Raw genomic sequence first — 16,837 nt, forward strand, 5'->3', positions numbered from 1 at the left:
GCGGGGGTCGGTAGCACCAGTGAGACCAGTTCGTTCTGGAGCGATAGAACAAACCGTGCTGAGCGCTGCTGGCCGCGACGAGCGCGTACATCGTTCCCCTGAAGGGGAACGCCGTGGGCAAGGCGCCCCGCACGAGCGTTCCCGGGAGGTGGTGCCGCGCGCCGCCCGCCCGAGCGCCGGCCGACGCGGTACGAGTGGGCCGTGACGCACAACTTCGGCTTCCGCCTTACCCAGGAGTTGGCCAACCGCTATGGCCTCCCTGCCGACGCCTGGCCCGCGAGCACGGCACCGGTCACGTCGTTCTTCACGATCGTCGTCAACGCCGTGGGCTTGGAGCGTGCCGCGGCCTGGTTCGACGCGGCTCGTCACGCCGAACGACGCGTGCAGGAGGTGGCCCAGGCCCAGACCTACCAGTTCGGCTTCGCCGCCTACCTTGCAAACGCGCTGGACTTCTACGGGCAGCAGCCGAGGCTTGCCGAGACCGTCGCGTGGGAGGCCGTGAAGGGAGCCCGCGAGGTTGCACACCACGGCGCCGGAGTCGATCGCGATGCCGACTTCGACACTCTCCTCGACTGCGCCGTGCGTGCTTGCGGGCGCAGCAGCGGCCAGCTGGGCAACAGAACAGCGGCAGCGGCGGCGAGCGCGTAGCCGCCCCGGGTGCAGCGGCCGTCCGCTGCACGGCGAGGCCGGCCTTTGGATCAACCGCGACATGCGGGTGGCGGAGCAGCTGTGGTGGGACGCCCAGGAAGGGCGGGGCTGCTCTCGTTCCCGGCACGCTCAGCCCACCGGCGCGTGGACGAGGAGAAGTCGCAACTGGTGAGCCTCTGACCAGGGATACGGGTAGCCGCCGGGTGGGCTATCCGAGCCAGACGATGTTCAGGACGGACAGGCGGCGCAGGGGCCTGTTCACCCAGTAGGTGAGGGACAGCTGACCGACGGACGCGTAGCGCACGTCCTCCCCCTCGGGGTCGTCGGCGTTCCACTGCCGAAAGTCCCATGGGTCGGCCGCGGCGGCGTCCAGGATGTCCCACACGGTGTCTTCGGCGTGCTCGGGCAGGGTGTCGAGCACCTTCGCGGCCGGCGCGGAGAAGCGGACCGCGAATGGCTGTCCGGTCACCGGCGCCTTCTCCGCAGCTCCGCCATGTCGATGGACGCGCTGTCGTCGTAGCCGGAGGCGACGAACGCGTCGACCGCCGGGGCGTGGGCGAGGCGGCCCTGCCAGTCCTGGACGACCTCGTACAGCCCGGCGAGGGAGAACGTGCGGCGGGACTCTTCCAGCGCGGCCGACCACTCCTGTTCGAAGGCCGGCACCCAGGTGTCGGCGCGCCGGTCGGCGCGCAGCTGGGCGAGGAGTTCGGCCGGAGCTCCCGGTGCGGGGGCGTACGGGGTGAGGGGGGCGTGGTCGGGCTGCGCGCTCATCGGCTCCTCCAGGCGGGGGTATCGCCACCGTACGCGCGATGCGGGGCCGTGGAGGCAGACATGGGGCAATCCCGTTGCGTGCGGAGCGCCCCGAAGGCCGCGGGACAACGCTGTTTAGGGGCTGGTCTGGCAGCAGCGTGGCCGTTGCAGCCCAGTGTGGGGTTACGGTGACAGCGAAGGGCTCGGAGTCAATTGCAGTGACTCCGAGCCCTTCGTGCGCGATCGGTCAGGCTGCCCAGCCGACGGAGGAGACGTAGGTGTAGGCGTCCCAGTCGGTGCCGAGGCCGGTGCTGATGATCTCGTCCCAGATCGCGTCGAGCTCTCGCCTGTCGCCGGCGCTCCAGGCGTCGACGGCGCGGTCCCACACGTTGCCGCGGACGTTGATGTTGCGCGTTTCCAGGTCGCGTTGGTGGCGGTGGTGGACCTGGGACTGGTCGACGGGGTCGATCTCGATGCGGGTTCCGCGGCCGCGGTTGTTCAGCCGGCGCTTGAGGTCGGCGATGACATTGCGGCGGCGTAGTTCCCAGTAGGCGGCGTCCAGGCGGGCGAGGTTGGCCTTGTTGGGAGTCGTCTCCTCGGCGAGCCAGGCGATCAGGGTGCGGGGTCGGACGTGGATGCCTGCGCGGTCCATGGCTTCGTATCCGGCGTCTGAGGCGGTGAGGTAGCGCAGGCGGGCGGCCAGGCCGCGTTCGGAGCCGACGGGTGATTCGATGCCGGTGACCATGCGGTCGATGCCTTCGGCCAGGGCAACCCATCCGGCGATTCCGCGGGCGCGGAGGGCGCCCAGCTCCCGCCAGCGGCCTTGTTCGGTGCCGGCCATCAGCGGGTTACCTTGCCGATGGTGTACTCGCCGGAGGCCTTGGCGTCACTGCGCTTGATCTTCATCTGGGCGACGCCGCGGCCCTCGCTGAAGACCTGGCGCCAGTCGCCGGTGACGTGCAGCTCGTCGGTGCCCATCATGGCGATGACCTCCAGGCCGGCCTGGTGGGCCTTGTACGCCTTACCCCACAGGTTGGCGTACGCCTGACTGTGGATGATGTGCATCCAGTCCGGACGTTCAATTTCGCGGTTATAAACCGACTCGCCCATCGTGGAAACGAACTTCGAATACATCGCCTTGACGTACTCGGTGGTGATCGTGTCCTCCTCCTCAATCGCCTTTTCCCGCGCAGCGGTGAGAATCTTCCGAAGCGCGTCGAGGAAATTCTCTGTCGCGCCGGACGTCCACGATTCGTGAATTTCTGGCGCGCCGATAAGATTGTATTTCGGTCCGGAGAGGCGGAATAGCAGCCTGAGAGTGGCGTCAGTGACCCACAGTGCCCCGTCGGTGTCGCGGTCGCCGAGGGGATTGGGAAGGTGCGGATGGCGCCACTCGTCGGGGGTGATCAGGTGGACACCGGAGCGTTTGGAGTCCACACCGTCGGCGCCGGTGGTGTGCTCCAACTTGCCGATCGGCAGCCAGCACTTGAGGGCAGAGAGGTAGGCCGCGTTGGCGTCCAGCGCGGTGACCTGAACGCTCCCGGGGATCTTGAGGGAGAAGTCCGGGTGGTGGAAGGCCGGGCGCGCCTCCCAGATCATGTCCGGCTCCTTCTTCGACGGCTTCTTGAGGATGTCCGCCGGCAGTGCCGGGTAGGCGGTGAACTGGTAGCGAGCGGTCGACCGGGTCTCGGCGAACAGCGCCATGACGTCGGGGATGGCGCGATTGATCAGTGCCTTGAGTGCGGCCTCGGTGTCGCCTTCGGCGCGCTCCAGCTCCTCGTGCACGGCGCGGGTGATCAGGGCGCTGGTCTCGGCCTGGGCCCGCGCCGCGGACTTCGCGCGGCGCTGCGGCCGCGTCGGCACTGGTGCGGGGGCGGGCGAGGGCTGGGCCGCTGGGGCCCGCTCCGGGGCCGTGGCGGGGGCGCTGGCGATCTGAGGTGCGGCTGCCGGTGTGGTGGGCTGGCACATCGCGCCGGCGTGCAGGGGACGGCCGTCGGTGGACTGGTAGGGCGTGACAACGCCGCAGCGGATACACGGGCCCGGTTCCCCTTGGATGGCGAGGCCGTTGGCGCCCCGTGCGGTCTGGGCGGCCTCCGGCGGCGCGGTGAACGCTGATGCGACCGGTTCCGGGACGGCCGATGCCGCGGGGGCGGGGTGCAGGCGGGCGAGGCCCTCCAGGAGGCGGAGGTACTTGGCCCGTCCGGGCGGCTGCGGGGTGGAGGAGCCGTCCTCCCAGTTGGCGACTGTCTGACGGCCGACGCCCACCGCTGCGGCGACCTGGGCGCGGGAGAGGTCGGCGGCCTCGCGCAGGCGGCGGCGCTCGGCCGGCTCGGGCATAGCCGCTGTCAGCCGCGCTTCCTCCAGCAGGGCTTCCACACTGTCGAATTGGTCATCTCTCATACACCCAACGTACCAGATGCTAGGCGAAACATGGAAGCCAATTTGGCATCCAGTGGGCATGGATTTTGCGTTCGGCCACCGGGTGGCGGTGCTGAGAGGCCCGCAGTGGTGGCCCCGAGCCCTGGGGCGGCAGGCTGCGGGTCAGAGGACGGTGCCGTGCAGCGCGCGACGGTCACCGGTGAGGGCGTAGCGGCGAGCCGCCAGGCCGTGCTGCAGGTCCTCGCCGATCTCGTCGCACAGCGGTCCGAGGGCGGTGGCGGCCTGCCCGTCGGAGAGGTAGGCCGGGGCGACTTCGGGCATCAGCTCGCCGATCGCGTGGGTGCTGGCGGCGAGGTCGTCGACGGTTCGGCGCAGCGCGGCGAGCGTGGGATCGGCCGGCGGACCGTCCGGAGGCGGGGGCGGGGCGGTGCGGATGTCGCGGACGGCTTGGCGGACCACCGCGCGCACGGCGACCGGGTCCAGGGGCTGGAGGCTGCTGCGGGCGAGTGCGGCGAGGCGGCGGGTGATCAGAGCTCCGCGACGTCGCCGGAACGGGCGGAGACGTCGATCAGGGCGCGCTGGGAAAGGCCGTAGTCGAGCGCGGCCGCGGCGGCCGGGTCGGTGTCTCGACGCTTTTCTGGCCGGGAGCGTCCCTGGAGGGACCGTGACCTGGGCAGGAACATAGCGAACATGTCCGGGACGTGGTTGCGGACTCGCTGAGGCTCACTCGATCAGGTCTCCCTGGGAGACGGCTGTGCGTCTTGAAGTACGGCCTCGGCGAACATTGGAACAGGCGCCAAGTGATCCCAAAGCCGCCGCTACAGATGTCGGCAAGCCCTCAGACGTGAGCTCGCCGCCGCACCGCGAAACTCCTGACCCACAGCCAAGCGGACCGGCAAGATACACACATGTCTGAGTCTCCCTCCAACTTGGCCTCTTCCGAGGTAGCAACGGCTGCCCTCACATCGCAGCATCCGCGGCTGGCGGCCGTTTTGGCCGAAGGGCACGACCGCCGCACCCATGCCTTGGTGCGCCTCGCAGGAACAGAGCGCTTCCGTGGCATCGACGAACTTCTAACGTGGCTCGACACACTGACGGCAGCACTGCGTTCCGACAATCAACTGGAACGGCTGGCGTTCTTGGGAACCCGAGCAACCAGCGACGTTGAGACCGCGCTGGAGGCCACGCTGTCCGGGTACGCCGCGGTCGCCTTCGACGCCATGCGCGACGTTCTGGAGATCGACTACCAACTTCGAGACTTCGCCATCGCCCCTCAGCGGATCGAGACCTGGCTAACCGCCGACGAGAAAACGCTCAAGAAGGAGTTTCAACCAGTACACGTTCGGCGTCGCCTTCAGGAAGCCGGGGCCGTCAACTTCGGAGAGAACGCGATGTCCTTGGACTACAAGGGGCACAGCCAGATGCTGCATCTGCGACCCGACGGCACCAGCGCCCTGGACACACTCCCGGGGCGTGGCCGCTCCCAAGACACGGTCTTCGAACGAGACATGGGGCTCTGGGAAATCCTGGATCACGGTCGAGGTCTTCGAGGCGCTTTCCAAGCACTCACCTCCGCTGTCAGTCCTGCCTCTGCCGCAGAACAAGAGGCTCGTCGGCCCCTCCCCGCGTTCACGGAAGCCCTCAACTACGTGCACGCTGCCCAGCAGCACTTCATGGCACTGTCGCGCGCCCAAGAGGCTCTGAACCAGGAACAACCGCGCCATGCTCTCATCGTCCTCGTTGATGCGCTAATACAAGCCCGGCTGCTCGATAAGACGCTTCTTGAGCGCGGCCGTCAGGCAGACCTGCGGGGTGAACTCACGCGGATATCGGCTATGACCGACGGCCGGGCGCGCACGTTCGCGCCCATAGCCATCAAGCTGATCGACGTCCTCGCCCAGGAGTCCACCAGCTAGGAATTCCGCACCGCCCCAGAGGGCTCCGCTCCGTTCGTAGAGTGCACCTCACGCGAGAGATCGGCTTCACCTCGCTGCACGAGAACCTCGACACCACCACCCCCGGCGGCCGGCTCGTCTTCCACGTCTCCGCCGCCCTGGCGGAGTTCATCCGCGAACTCATCGTCCAAGGCACCCGCGAGGGCCTGGCCGCTGCCCGCGCCCGCGGCAGGGTCGGCGGACGCCCCACCGTCGCCACCGAGGAAGTCATCAAGGCCGCCCGCGACCTGCTGCCCGACCCCGGCCGCTCCATCACCTCGATCGCCAAGCTCCTCGGCGTTTCCCCGGGCACCCTCTACAACCACATCCCCGACCTCCGGGAACTGCGCTCCGGAGCCGTACCCCGCCAACTGGAGACCAGCAAGTGACCGAGAACCCCGAGGAGAAACTCGCTGACGCGAAGAAGCAGCTGAGCCTCCCGCGTATCGTCGTGATCTGCGGCTCCACCCGTTTCATGACCGAGATGGCCGAGGCCGATCTGCGGGAGACCAAAGCCGGAAAGATTGTCGTCAAGCCGGGTTTCGACATGAAGGCGCCGCACGAACTTTGGTCCGATCCTGTCGAGGCCGAGGCACTGAAGGTTCGACTCGGCGATCTCCACCGAGCGAAGATCCGGCTCGCTGATGAGGTGCTCGTAGTCGGCGACTACATCGGAGACAGCACCCGAGCCGAAATCGCCTACGCCCGGTCGCTGGGCAAGCCCGTGCGGTTCACACACCCCGAAGTCGACCGCGACGCCTGACCGCCCACCCCCACACCCTCCGCAGGCACCCCTTGGAATTGATCATCTAGTGATCATCGAGCTGCCGGTCGGGCCGTGGGACTGCATCGACAGGGCCTGCGAGCAGTAGGCAGCGCCAGACGGCAGGACCTGCCTGACCTGACCTACTGCTCCCAACAGACCGACCAGCGCATGAGCGTCCCGCTACTTTGCACCGTGGGTCAGAGATAGGAGGCCGGGGCCGACCCGGTGCCCGCGTACTGCGACAGAAACCGCTCGGCCCCCGCATGTACCCCACCGGCCGACTGGACGATCGTGTACGACCGCCGTCCGTCCCGATGGATGATCTCCTGCACCCTGAGCTGACCGATAGACAGCCTGCGTGCCACGTTGCCTCCGTGCCGACCTGCCTGGACATGGCGAACACCACGACGCCGGTCGGCAAACGAGCACGGGATGTCCGTGGTCACAGACACCACGGACATCCCGAACAGCTACAGCACAGGCTGGAAAAGCGTGCGAGACGTCTCCGTGCCGGCGGCGAAGGCGGAGTGGATGGCGCCCAGGGCGCGGGCGACGTCGAGCAGCCGGTATGCCTGGGCGCGGCTGATGCCGAATTCCGCAGCGCAGTATGTCTGCCACGAGCTCATGCCCAGGGGCAGACAGACACGGGCGGCGTGTGCGTCGCGGACCCGGGCGGCGAGCACCGTGACCGAGCGGCGGACGTCGTCCATCGCCTCACGCAGCGCGGCGGTCATCGCGCGGGCCTGCGCGGCGGTCAGCGGCGGCCGGGCCGGTTCGGCGGGGTCGGCCTGGTGCTGGTCGTGCGCGCCCATGTCTCCATGGTGCTCCGGATCGTCGGGCCGGACAGGGGCGGAAGCGCGCTACGCGGGCCGGCCTTGCCACGCAGATGAACGGTGGAGGCCGTCACCCTCAGGTGACGGCCTCCACCTACGAGCGCAATCGATCGCCGGTCAGTGGGCGAGGTTGGCGAGGAAGGACTCGGCGGCGGACCAGGGCGTGAGCTCGATGCCGAAGGTGCTGTCCTGGTCCGGGCCGCGGACGTGGACCAGGCGGCCGGAGAGGTAGACGACGTCGCCTTCGCGGAAGGCTCCGGTGTACGCGCCCAGGTACGAGCGCAGCTGCGTGATCCGCCGGGCGAAGACGTCCGCCTCGTCGAGCGTGGAGCCGATGACGGTGTCCACCGCGATGCCGTACACGGCGGGCGTTGCGAGGCCCTCGGTGTGGTCGGTCACGTGGGCCAGCACGCTGATCGCGCCGACCTCCTGGGCGACCACCCCGGCCAGGGTCCGGTCACCGTCGGCACGCAGGGGCTCGCAGTTGATGTGGGCGCCGGCCCCGGTGGTCAGCCCCTGCAGCTTGCGCGCTTCCTGCCGCATCAGCGCGTCGAAAGAGCTGCCGGTCATGTACTTCGCTCGCCGGATGTACAGCCGCGTCTGGGCATCGCCCTCGTAGGGCTGGATCAGCGACCGCTCGGCGAACAGCGCCTGGGCGGTCTCGTACCCGCGGGGGCCGTAGCAGACCAGGTCGATATCGCTGCGCGCGTTGCACACCCCGACCAGGAACGAGCCGGTGACGCCGATGACCTCCGCGGCGCCGGCGTCCACGACCCATTCGATGATGGCCAGCAGGTCCTGGCTGACCGGTGAGCCGTCCAGCAGCTGTGGGCACTGGTGCAATGCGGCCAGGGCGCGGCGGCAGGAGTAGTGGGTGACGACGTCCTCGCGGGGCACGCCGGTGATGACGCAGCCGACGGCGGGCGAGTAGACGTAGCACTCGGGCCGGTCGGCCAGGATGCCGAACGCCTTGGACACGACCGTGTTCTGCCGGTACGTCCGGCCGAACAGGCTCCGGTCGCCGCGCGAGTCGGGGTAGTACTTCACGTACCCGAGCCAGTGTGTGCCGGGGTGGACATCGCCGATCACCTTGAAGATGACGCCGGAGCGGTCGAGGAGGTAGTCGCGGTCACGGATGGCCGGGAGCGCCGTGCCGAGCGGCGTAGTCATCGAGGGTAAGGAAGCGGGCGGTGTCGACTGCTCGGGTGCGCTCATACTGCTCCAGGACCTCCATGAATAGGTGCCGGCGGTAGTGCCACTTGAGGTGCTTGTCGGTGCGCGTCGGGTCGGTGGGCTTCATCAGCGCGAGGAAGAACAGCGCCTTGACCAGGAGGAATGGCGCGAGGTGCTGGCTGATGGGCTGGCCGGTGGTGGCGCGCGCCACCACGTTCAGCGTCTCCAGGTACCGGCGCCGCTGCTCAGTGCTGGCCAGGTAGCCCTTGGTGCCGCCCTTGAACGGGACGATCTCCAGGGCCAGGGCGGTGTCGTAGCCGAGCGGCACCAGGCCGTGGTGCTGCCAGTCGATGACGCCGACCGGCAGCACGTTGGGCAGGCCGTAGTCGAGGTGTCCAGGCACCAGCGGTACGCCGGCGAGCTGGGCCACCGCCCGCTCCAGAGCCGCCCGCACCCGGGGGTTGTCGAGATCGGGGTTCTCGGCAAACACGTTGTCTGTCCACCCCGCGGTGTGCACCCACGCGCGCAGCGCCTGCAGATCGGCAGGAACCGCGTGTGCGGCCTGAGCGCGCAGCAGCCGGCCGCCGACCTCGGCGGCCAGGTCGACCACCGTGTCGGACAGCGCGTGGGTGCCGTCCAGGCTCTCCAGAGCCATGTCGTGCAGCGACCGCTCCCCCAGGGACTCCTCCACGACGAAGACCTGGCCATCGTCGGTGGCGCCGTCGTCCAGGACGCGCGGGACCGGGTATCCGAGCCCGGTGAGCTGCCGCTGATAGGCGGCCTCCGCGGCGAGAGCCTCCCCGCCGGTACGCCGGTAGCAGGTGCCGTCGTCGTTGACGTACACCGCGCCGCCGGCCGGGTCGGCGGTGCGCTTCTTCACGAAATGCCAATGAGGGGTGTTCATCCGGTTTCTCCTTCCGGGGGTTCCGTGGCGGAACCGCCTTCCGTGCGGTGAGCGAGGGCGTGGGCCAGCGCGCGGGCGTCCATGACCCATCGCCGGTCGCCGGCCTCGGCACTGTGCTGCAGCTCGGCGAGCGCATCGTCCGCGGGTAGCGCGGGCCGGGCGAGGTCAACTCGGCGAAAGAACTTCAGCAGTGCGGGGAGCCGGGCCGGGGTGATGCCGGCGCGCTCGCGCCATGCGCACAGCGGCAGGTACCAATCGGTGAACAGCCGCTGCTGCTGCGGAGTGACGCGATGCGCCTCGTACAGCCGTCGCAGCGCGGCCGCGTCGTAGGGGATCCCGCCCCACCGGCGCACCGGGGCGCCGTAGGCGGCAACGTGTGCGGCGGCGTTCTGGGTGATGGTCATGACGTGCTGGCCGCCGCGCTGCGCAGCGGCGGCCAGCACGGCCAGGTGCAGCCCCAGTCGCTGGTCGAGCACCATGCTGTCCAGGCCGAGTGGGCCAAGGCTGATGCCGTGCGCGCGAGTGCGGGACAGCAGCAGCCGGCGGGGGGTGTTCTGAGCTTCACCAGGTGCGCCGGTGTGCTGGCCCGGGTCGCGTGGAAGTCCGCCCGCTCCAGCATGGGCCGCCCTTCGGGCCGGTCATGGACCGGGAGCTGCCGGGTGGCCGTGCGGGTTCCGGCGCCGTTGGCTGGGTGCGGTTCCGGCTCACCCGCCGTTCCCTGGCTCTCGCGCAAGATGGCCCGCGCTGGGGCGGACCTCGACGAGCTCGGCGACGTCAACGTTGCCCCGTACCGCAAGCGCGGCAGTGCCGTGTGGAACGCCTCCTGACGGTGCTCTGCTGAAACATGGTGAAGGGCTCCACCCGCGCTGGGTGGAGCCCTTCGGTATGAGGTGGTGTTGCCCGGTGAGGTTACGGGTCATCCCCGCGTACGCGGGACACGGGCCTGGCTACTCCTGGGCGGTGCGGCGGCGTCGCATCCACCAGACCAGGGCGCCGCCGGCTGCCGCGAGGGTGGCGGCGATTCCGGAGATCAGGCCGATGGGGGTGTCGGAGCCGGTGTGGGCGAGGTCGCCGCCGGGGCCCTTCGGGTCGTGGGTGGGGGCGGGGGTGGAGCCGGCGGAGTGGCTGGCAGACGGCTCGGGGGCCGGGGTCGACGGCTTGCCGGTCGGGTCGGGCCTGCCGGTGTGGCTCGGTGTCGGCCGCGGGTTGGGGGTGTCGGTGCCGCCGTCGTTGTGGCCGTTGGAGTTGCCGCCGAGCAGCAGCGTCCCCTTGCGCTCGATGTCATCGGTGACCGTCCTGACCGAGGTGCTGGTCTGGCGCGGCAGATAGTGGTTCTGGGCGCGGAAGCGGAGGCGGGTGATGTTGCGCTTGGGGGCCTTGGAGAAGTCGACGCCGCCAACGATCATCACCTGGACGCCCTGGGCGGTGTCCACGTTGTACTTGAACTCGCCGTTGATGAAGATGTTCCGGTACTTCTGGAACAGCTTGTCCTTGTCCCAGTTCTGGTGGGGAGCGCGCAGCGGCCACCGCTTCACGTCGTTGCTGTTGATGATGCGGTGGTAGTCGGTGGGCCTGCTGGTGTCCTGGCGGCGGATGTACTCGGCTGCGACGCGGGAGGCATAGACGCGACGCAGGTCGGCGTACTGGCCGGCGGTGTTGATGGTCTTCTCCACCGCGGGGACGATCATCCGGTTGATGACCCGCTGGGCCTGGTCGCGCTGCGCCTTGGTGGGGTGGCAGACGCCTTCGCCGCCGCCGGGCTGGGTGGTGGTGTCCTGCTCGACGGACTTCAGGCCGAGGGGGGCATCGAGGATGTAGATGCCGCCGTCCTGCTCACGCACCTTGGCGGGCTTGGGCTCGATCCAGTTGCGGATGCCGGTGAAGCACGGACGCCCGTCGACCTGAGGGAGAGCGGCCCAGAAGCGGCGTCCGAGGTCGGTCTTGGGGTCCATCGTCTTGAAGAAGTCGTGCTTCATCTGGAGGTCGGCCTCCAGCAACACCCGCCCGGCATCGGTGGAGGCGAACTTGGAGTCCATGACGCGGTCGGGCTGGTCCGGATTGAGGTTCACCCAGAACTTGTCAGGGGTGAGCGCGAGCCAGGTGAAGAACGCGTCCGACGCCATCTGGGCCTTCGCCTTGCCGCCCCAGCCGAACGTCTCGTCGTCGCCGCGGTCCTTCGCGGTGAAGGAGTAGTTCAGGCCCTTGCCCTTGACCGGCTTACCGATGTACTGGAGCTGAAGGGTGGAGAAATCGATGCCGCCCGGCCCCTTGGGCATCTGCGAGGCCCCGGGGACCTTCTTCATGCGGCCCAGACGGTCCGCGAGTTCCTTGGGGGTCTCCGGCGACTTCTGGATCATGTCGTTGCCGCCGCCACGGGATCCGGTCTTGGCGCCCGGCTTGGCGTTCATGTACGGGTCGACCCGGCGGTCGGGGCCGTTCGCGGCCTGCCTGGGCGCCTTCTCAACGGCATCGGCCCGGTAGGTGATCTGCTTGACCCGCCCGGGGCCGAGCTCTTTGAGCTCGTCGGTGTGCTTGGTGGCCGAGCCCTTCGGCTCCCGACCGTACGCGTAGGTGATCTTCTTGTCCGCGTGATTGGGGTCCTTCATCAGCGCCTTGTCCTTGGGGCGCTGTTTTCCGTCGGGCGTGTCGCCGGCCTTGCCTTCGACGATTTCCCCGGTTCTCGTGTTGTAGGCGTCCGCGCGGCGCACGTAGGGTTCCTTGGTGTCCGGGTCGATGATCGCGAACTCCTTCTCGCAGATCCATTCCGGGCCCACCAGGCCGTAGTCGTAGACGAGCTTGGCCATGTATGCCTTGCCGCGGGGGTCGTTGCCGCCCTTGGGGATGTAGAAGTCGTCCCGGTAGGTCTCGAACGGCACCCCCTTCCAGCGCTTGGTGTTCTGCGACTTCTTGTAGTAGGACCAGACCCGCCGGTGGTCACCCTTCTTGTAGGTTTCCGGCTTGTCAGAGATGCCCGCCAGCTCCTGATCGGTCGGCGCACGCAGGCCGTCCCACTGCTTCTGCCCGTTGACGTACTCGTACTCGTCCCGGTCCGCGTCCGGCCGCACGAACCCGTCAGCGGGCGTACCGCCCACCGGTACGTTGGAGAAGTCGTAGAAGTCCTTGTACTCCTCGTCGCAGCGCTTGCCCTGCTTGAGCGGCGGCTTCGGCTTCGCCTCGGCCTTCTCCGCGCCGGGAAGCCCGGTCAGGGACACAGCGCAGGCCAGCGTGAGTGCGGCGGTTGCCCACCAGCGGCGCCGGCCGGATCGTATGTGCTGGGTCACGAAACCCCCTGGAGGCCCCAGGTCAGTCAAGTTGCCCGTCGCGGCGCCATGGGCCCCCGTGGTCGTTCGGCGCGCTCGGGCATCCAGTCCACCCTAGAGCTCAACTCTCCGCACAAGCACAGGAATTGGCCACGACACCCCTGCAACTCACCTTCCGCACGGGATGGTTACCGGCCACGGCCTATCCTCGGGGCATGACGTACCAGGACCCCAGCGACATGGACGACGAGGAATACCAGGAGTACCTGCGCGAGGAGAAGACGCAGGATCACCTCTCCGCCCACAACCCGCTCCTCGAGGACTGGCTAGCCCGGCAGAAGGATGCGTTCCCGGCCTGGGCCGGCCAGCACAAGGCCCGCGGCCCGTGGGACTTCACCGTCGACTCCCTGCCGCGCCTCGAAGCCCTCATCCGGGACACCTTCCCCAGCTCCGAGGATGCCCGCGCGAACATGGACGAGCCCCGCCTGGCGGTGGCGGCCTGGTACCTCGGCGAGGTCCACAACCGCACCTTCCACGCCCAGTGGCAGTTCCACCCGTCCTTCGCGGAGAGCAACCCCCACAACCTCCGCCCCCACGTCACCCTCCCCTGGGACCGCCGCGACGACTTCTACCGCACCGACCCCGAGCACATCGAAGACGACGCCCGCCCGATCTACTCTCCCACCGACGTCCTGTGCCGCCTGCCCAACACCCCCCAGGAGAACGGGCTGCTGTGGCAGATCGATGAGCAGTGGGAGCCCGGCGGCTGCGACGACGAGTACTGCCGCTATCACGCCAACTGACGCGGAAAGCAAGGCTTCCTCGGCGTAAAACGGGCGGCGCGTTACGCGATCTCCTTCTGATTACCCGCATGAGCGCCGCTGTCCGTGAGCACAGCGGCGTCGACCGTTCGCAGAAAGCTGGCGCCCGGAATCCGGCGTCGTACGCTCGCGAGGCGCAAGGAATGATAGGAGTCAGGTATCATTTAGTCATGCTGTATCAGACGCCTCGCCTCGACACCGCCGACCGCCGGGTCCTCAATGAGATCGACTCTCTGCGGGACCAGCTACACCACGCGGTGCAGCAGGTGCCGACGAAGTGGACGCAGGATCTGCGCAAGGCGCTGACGGCCAGCGCGATCGCCGCGTCCAACACCATCGAGGGCTACCAAGTCGATGCCAAGGATGTCGCGGACCTGATGGACGGCGAGCGCGACGCGGTGGACGCCAGCGAGGAGAACAAGGCCGAGACGCTGGCCTACCAGCAGGCGATGACCTACATCCAGTCCCTGCACGACGCAGCAGACTTCAGCTACAGCAAGGAACTGCTCAACTCGCTGCACTGGATGCTGCAGGGCCACCACCACCCCCTGCGACTGGCCGGCCAGTGGCGGCGCAACGCTATCCGCATCACCGCCCCCGGCGATGAGCTGGCCACCGATTACGAAGGCCCCGACGTCGACCTGCTGCCCGACCTGATGGGCGAGCTCGTGGACTGGCTCAACGACGGCGACCTGGACTCCCACGTCCTGGTGCGGGCGGCGATGGCGCACCTGAACCTGGTGAAGATCCATCCCTGGTCGGACGGGAACGGGCGGATGTCCCGCTCCTTGCAGACGCTGGTGATCGCCCGTGGCGGAGTGCTGGCGCCGGAGTTCTCCTCCATCGAGGAGTGGCTGGGCATGCCGGGCAACACCTGGGAGTACTACAAGGTGCTGCGCGAGGTCGGCGGCCCCGTCTACTCACCGGAGCGCGACACCGGTCCGTGGATCCGGTTCAACCTGCTCGCCTACCACCAGCAGACCCAGCGGGTGCAGCGCCGCGTCGACCGCTCCAACGAGTGCTGGCTGCAGCTCACGGAAGCCGCCGACGCCTTCGGGGTCACCGAGCGGCAGATCACCGCGCTGCACGAGGTGGCCATGGTCGGCCGGGTGCGCCGCTCGCGCTATGAGAAGGCCGAAGCCCTCAACACTCAGCAGGCCACGCGCGACCTGCAGGCGCTGACGAAGGCGGGGCTGCTGACGGCGGTGGGACAGACCAAGGGCCGCCACTACGTTGCCGGCCCCCGCTTCCCCGAGAACGTCCTGGCCACCGCCCGGCGACCGCACACCATCGCCAACCCCTACGCCACCTAGCCCCGGCCCGCACCACCCCTTGTTCTCCCACCATTCGTGTCCTGCACCGTGATCCGCTCCGGAGGAGTACGTGAGTTCGCCGTTCCAGCCCTCGCCACCGGTCCCGGCTCCGGCCGCAGATCCGGCCGACGACTGGTCCCAGTCGGTCCTGACGGCGAAGGTGCTCCCCGAAGCCGTGCGCGGCGCGGTGGCACAACAGCAACCTGTGGTGGTGTTCGTCGCGGGGCAGGCCGGCAGCGGCAAGTCGCTCGTGGTCGACATGGTGCATGCGGCATTGAGTCGGCGGGGCGGAGCGGTGCGGGTGGACCGCGACACCTACAAAGCCGTTCACCCCCACTACCCCGGCTTCCTGGTCCAGGACGTGCGCACGGCGGGGGTGCGGGTGCGCCCCGAGACGTACCGGTGGCAGGCCGACGTCGAGACACGGGTGCGCAACGGCCGGTATGACGCGGTGGTGGAAGCTCCGTTGGCCCACCCACAGGAGTTCCTGGCGGAGCTGGCCGCCTACCGTCAGGCGGGCTACCGCGTCGAGATCGTGGCCCTGGCCGTGCCGGAGGCGGTCAGCCAGCTCGGCATCCTGGACCGGTACCTGCGCCTGGCCGAGGAGGGCCGGGCCCGCTACGTCTCCTGGGACAACCACGACAGATGCGCGGCCGCGTTGGTCGACACCCTCGCCATGGTGGAGGCCGCGCGCCTGACGGACCGAGTCTTCGTCGTGCGGCGCGACGCCGAGTCGGCGGTGGAGGCTGTGTACGAGAACGAACTCGACTCTGCTGGGAACTGGCGCCGCCCGGCCGGTGCGGCAGAGGCGGTGCTCGCCGAGCGGCGGCGCCCGTGGGACGCCAGGGAGACCGGCCGGTTCCGCCATCAGCTCGCCGATGCCGACCGGCGCCTTGCCGATCCGGCTCTGCCGGCGGACTGGTCGCTGGCGGTGCGCCGCGACGCCGAGCGCGCCGCTGCCTGCGCCGAGCCGGTGCGACGCACCGCCCAGCCCCGCCGGGAATCGCCCGGAGTCGACTACCACCGGCTCTCCGCAGAAGAACACAAGTGGATCTTCGACGAGCTGATCACCCCGGGACTGGGGCGGATCACACCGCAGGAGCGGCCCGTCGCGGTGTACGTCGTCGGTCAGCCCGGCGCGGGCAAGACGCGGGCCGCTCAGATGGTCCGCCGCACCCTCAGAGACGGTCCGGCCCACATCCGCGGCGACGACTTCAAGTTCCACCACCCCGACTACCTGCAATTGCTGCGCGAGGAGCCGCGCACCGCCTCCGAGCGGATCCGCGCCGACTACCGCGCCTGGCAGGCACAGGCCGAAGCGTACGTACGGGAGCGCCGCGGCGACGTCGTCATCGAGACCACCCCGACCAGCGCCGCCGGATTCGTCGCCAGCGCGTCCCTGTACCGGCAGGCCGGGTACCGGGTGGAGCTGGTGGTCCTGGCGGTGCGCGCAGCCGATTCCCGGCAGGGCACGGCCGCCCGCTACGCCAAGATGAACCAACGAGGCGTCCCCGCCCGGTTCACCACCGCCACCGGGCATGACAGCTGCTACTCGGTCCTGCCCGAGGTAGTGGCGGTGGCCGAGCAGCTGGCGGCTGTCGACGAGGTGCTGGTGATGCTCCGCGACGCCCACCCCCTGTACCGGAACACGCTGGACAGCCAAGGGCGGTGGGCGCGGCGCCCGGCCGCCGCGCTGGCCCTGACCGCGGCACAGGCCCGTCCCTACAGCTGCGAAGAAGCTGCTCGGTTCTGGGCCGTCCAGCGCTGGCTGCACACAGCGATGCCGCAGTACCGCGACGACCTCATCGCGATCGCCGGGCTGGCCTGCCCGCTCATGCCCGCCCAGCAGCCGCGCCAGCTCCACACACCCGCCACCGCGGACGCGCTGCCCGTACCCGTCTGAAGCGCGGGCGGAACTCCGGCGGCCTCCGGCCGTCGTGCGCAATGACCGCTCTGGCTAGGACTTGTCCGGCCGATCATGGTCGGGTCCGGGCCACCGCCTCTGCGGCGATGTCCCACCAGGGCCGTCGGTCGGCTCTGGCCGGCGGGAACGGGG

The 16,837-nt window shown here is 69.2% G+C and carries 17 protein-coding genes and 1 pseudogene; 7 read left to right on the forward strand and 11 right to left on the reverse strand.

Going from position 1 to position 16,837, the window contains the following annotated elements; translation table 11 throughout:
• Positions 1–201 precede the first annotated feature (201 nt).
• Positions 202–648, forward strand: coding sequence for a hypothetical protein (locus AC5677_RS40825; RefSeq protein ID WP_497196969.1), 447 nt, complete (start codon positions 202–204; stop codon positions 646–648).
• A 208-nt stretch (positions 649–856) separates the two neighbouring features.
• Here the strand turns inward: AC5677_RS40825 and AC5677_RS40830 are convergent, their stop codons facing one another.
• From AC5677_RS40830 to AC5677_RS40855, 6 genes are all read right to left on the reverse strand, one after another.
• Positions 857–1,117: a hypothetical protein gene (locus tag AC5677_RS40830; protein WP_497196970.1), complete on the reverse strand. Its 261-nt coding sequence runs from the start codon at positions 1,115–1,117 to the stop codon at positions 857–859.
• Positions 1,114–1,419 (reverse strand): DUF6247 family protein, encoded by a 306-nt coding sequence (locus tag AC5677_RS40835; protein WP_497196971.1) that lies wholly within the window; start codon positions 1,417–1,419, stop codon positions 1,114–1,116. Before AC5677_RS40835 ends, AC5677_RS40830 begins: the two co-directional genes overlap by 4 nt.
• Positions 1,420–1,645: 226 nt before the next feature.
• The gene (locus tag AC5677_RS40840; protein WP_497196972.1) at positions 1,646–2,239 is read right to left on the reverse strand and encodes a transcriptional regulator; all 594 of its coding nucleotides are present in this window, start codon (positions 2,237–2,239) and stop codon (positions 1,646–1,648) included.
• Positions 2,239–3,798: a helix-turn-helix domain-containing protein gene (locus tag AC5677_RS40845; protein ID WP_497196973.1), complete on the reverse strand. Its 1,560-nt coding sequence runs from the start codon at positions 3,796–3,798 to the stop codon at positions 2,239–2,241. The genes AC5677_RS40840 and AC5677_RS40845 overlap by 1 nt, the downstream gene beginning before the upstream one ends.
• A gap of 141 nt (positions 3,799–3,939) precedes the next feature.
• On the reverse strand, positions 3,940–4,245 hold the full coding sequence (locus AC5677_RS40850; RefSeq protein ID WP_497196974.1) for a hypothetical protein: 306 nt from the start codon (positions 4,243–4,245) through the stop codon (positions 3,940–3,942).
• A 59-nt stretch (positions 4,246–4,304) separates the two neighbouring features.
• Entirely contained in the window at positions 4,305–4,469 is a 165-nt protein-coding gene (locus AC5677_RS40855) for a hypothetical protein (RefSeq protein ID WP_497196975.1), read from the reverse strand.
• Between the two features lie 216 nt (positions 4,470–4,685).
• Here AC5677_RS40855 and AC5677_RS40860 point away from each other — a divergent pair, with 216 nt between their 5' ends.
• The 3 genes and pseudogenes from AC5677_RS40860 to AC5677_RS40870 all read left to right on the forward strand — a co-directional run bounded on the left by AC5677_RS40860 (position 4,686) and on the right by AC5677_RS40870 (position 6,474).
• On the forward strand, positions 4,686–5,693 hold the full coding sequence (locus AC5677_RS40860) for a hypothetical protein (protein ID WP_497196976.1): 1,008 nt from the start codon (positions 4,686–4,688) through the stop codon (positions 5,691–5,693).
• 53 nt (positions 5,694–5,746) lie between these two features.
• Positions 5,747–6,100 (forward strand): annotated as a pseudogene (locus AC5677_RS40865) (recombinase family protein); the annotation flags it as partial.
• Positions 6,097–6,474 carry a hypothetical protein gene (locus tag AC5677_RS40870; protein WP_497196977.1) on the forward strand — a complete coding sequence of 126 codons (378 nt, stop codon included), beginning with the start codon at positions 6,097–6,099 and terminating at the stop codon, positions 6,472–6,474. The pseudogene AC5677_RS40865 and the gene AC5677_RS40870, both read left to right, overlap by 4 nt.
• Before the next feature lie 473 nt (positions 6,475–6,947).
• On the opposite strand, the gene AC5677_RS40875 is transcribed toward AC5677_RS40870, so the two are convergent.
• The 5 genes from AC5677_RS40875 to AC5677_RS40895 all read right to left on the reverse strand — a co-directional run bounded on the left by AC5677_RS40875 (position 6,948) and on the right by AC5677_RS40895 (position 12,668).
• Positions 6,948–7,289, reverse strand: a complete 342-nt coding sequence (locus AC5677_RS40875; RefSeq protein ID WP_497196978.1) for a hypothetical protein — start codon at positions 7,287–7,289, stop codon at positions 6,948–6,950.
• A gap of 138 nt (positions 7,290–7,427) precedes the next feature.
• Positions 7,428–8,480: a hypothetical protein gene (locus AC5677_RS40880; protein WP_497196979.1), complete on the reverse strand. Its 1,053-nt coding sequence runs from the start codon at positions 8,478–8,480 to the stop codon at positions 7,428–7,430.
• Positions 8,440–9,387, reverse strand: coding sequence for a phosphotransferase (locus AC5677_RS40885; protein WP_497196980.1), 948 nt, complete (start codon positions 9,385–9,387; stop codon positions 8,440–8,442). The genes AC5677_RS40880 and AC5677_RS40885 overlap by 41 nt, the downstream gene beginning before the upstream one ends.
• Complete coding sequence (locus tag AC5677_RS40890; protein WP_497196981.1) at positions 9,384–9,866, reverse strand: hypothetical protein; 483 nt, start codon at positions 9,864–9,866, stop codon at positions 9,384–9,386. Before AC5677_RS40890 ends, AC5677_RS40885 begins: the two co-directional genes overlap by 4 nt.
• A 468-nt stretch (positions 9,867–10,334) precedes the next feature.
• Positions 10,335–12,668, reverse strand: coding sequence for a hypothetical protein (locus tag AC5677_RS40895; protein ID WP_497196982.1), 2,334 nt, complete (start codon positions 12,666–12,668; stop codon positions 10,335–10,337).
• 194 nt (positions 12,669–12,862) lie between these two features.
• Between AC5677_RS40895 and AC5677_RS40900 the strand changes: the two genes are divergently transcribed.
• From AC5677_RS40900 to AC5677_RS40910, 3 genes are all read left to right on the forward strand, one after another.
• Positions 12,863–13,450, forward strand: coding sequence for a hypothetical protein (locus tag AC5677_RS40900; RefSeq protein WP_497196983.1), 588 nt, complete (start codon positions 12,863–12,865; stop codon positions 13,448–13,450).
• A 188-nt stretch (positions 13,451–13,638) separates the two neighbouring features.
• The gene (locus AC5677_RS40905) at positions 13,639–14,781 is read left to right on the forward strand and encodes a Fic family protein (protein ID WP_497196984.1); all 1,143 of its coding nucleotides are present in this window, start codon (positions 13,639–13,641) and stop codon (positions 14,779–14,781) included.
• Between the two features lie 70 nt (positions 14,782–14,851).
• Entirely contained in the window at positions 14,852–16,684 is a 1,833-nt protein-coding gene (locus tag AC5677_RS40910) for a zeta toxin family protein (RefSeq protein WP_497196985.1), read from the forward strand.
• The last annotated feature ends 153 nt before the right edge of the window (positions 16,685–16,837 follow it).

The sequence above is a fragment of the Streptomyces sp. JLSY215 genome (genome assembly GCF_059682825.1).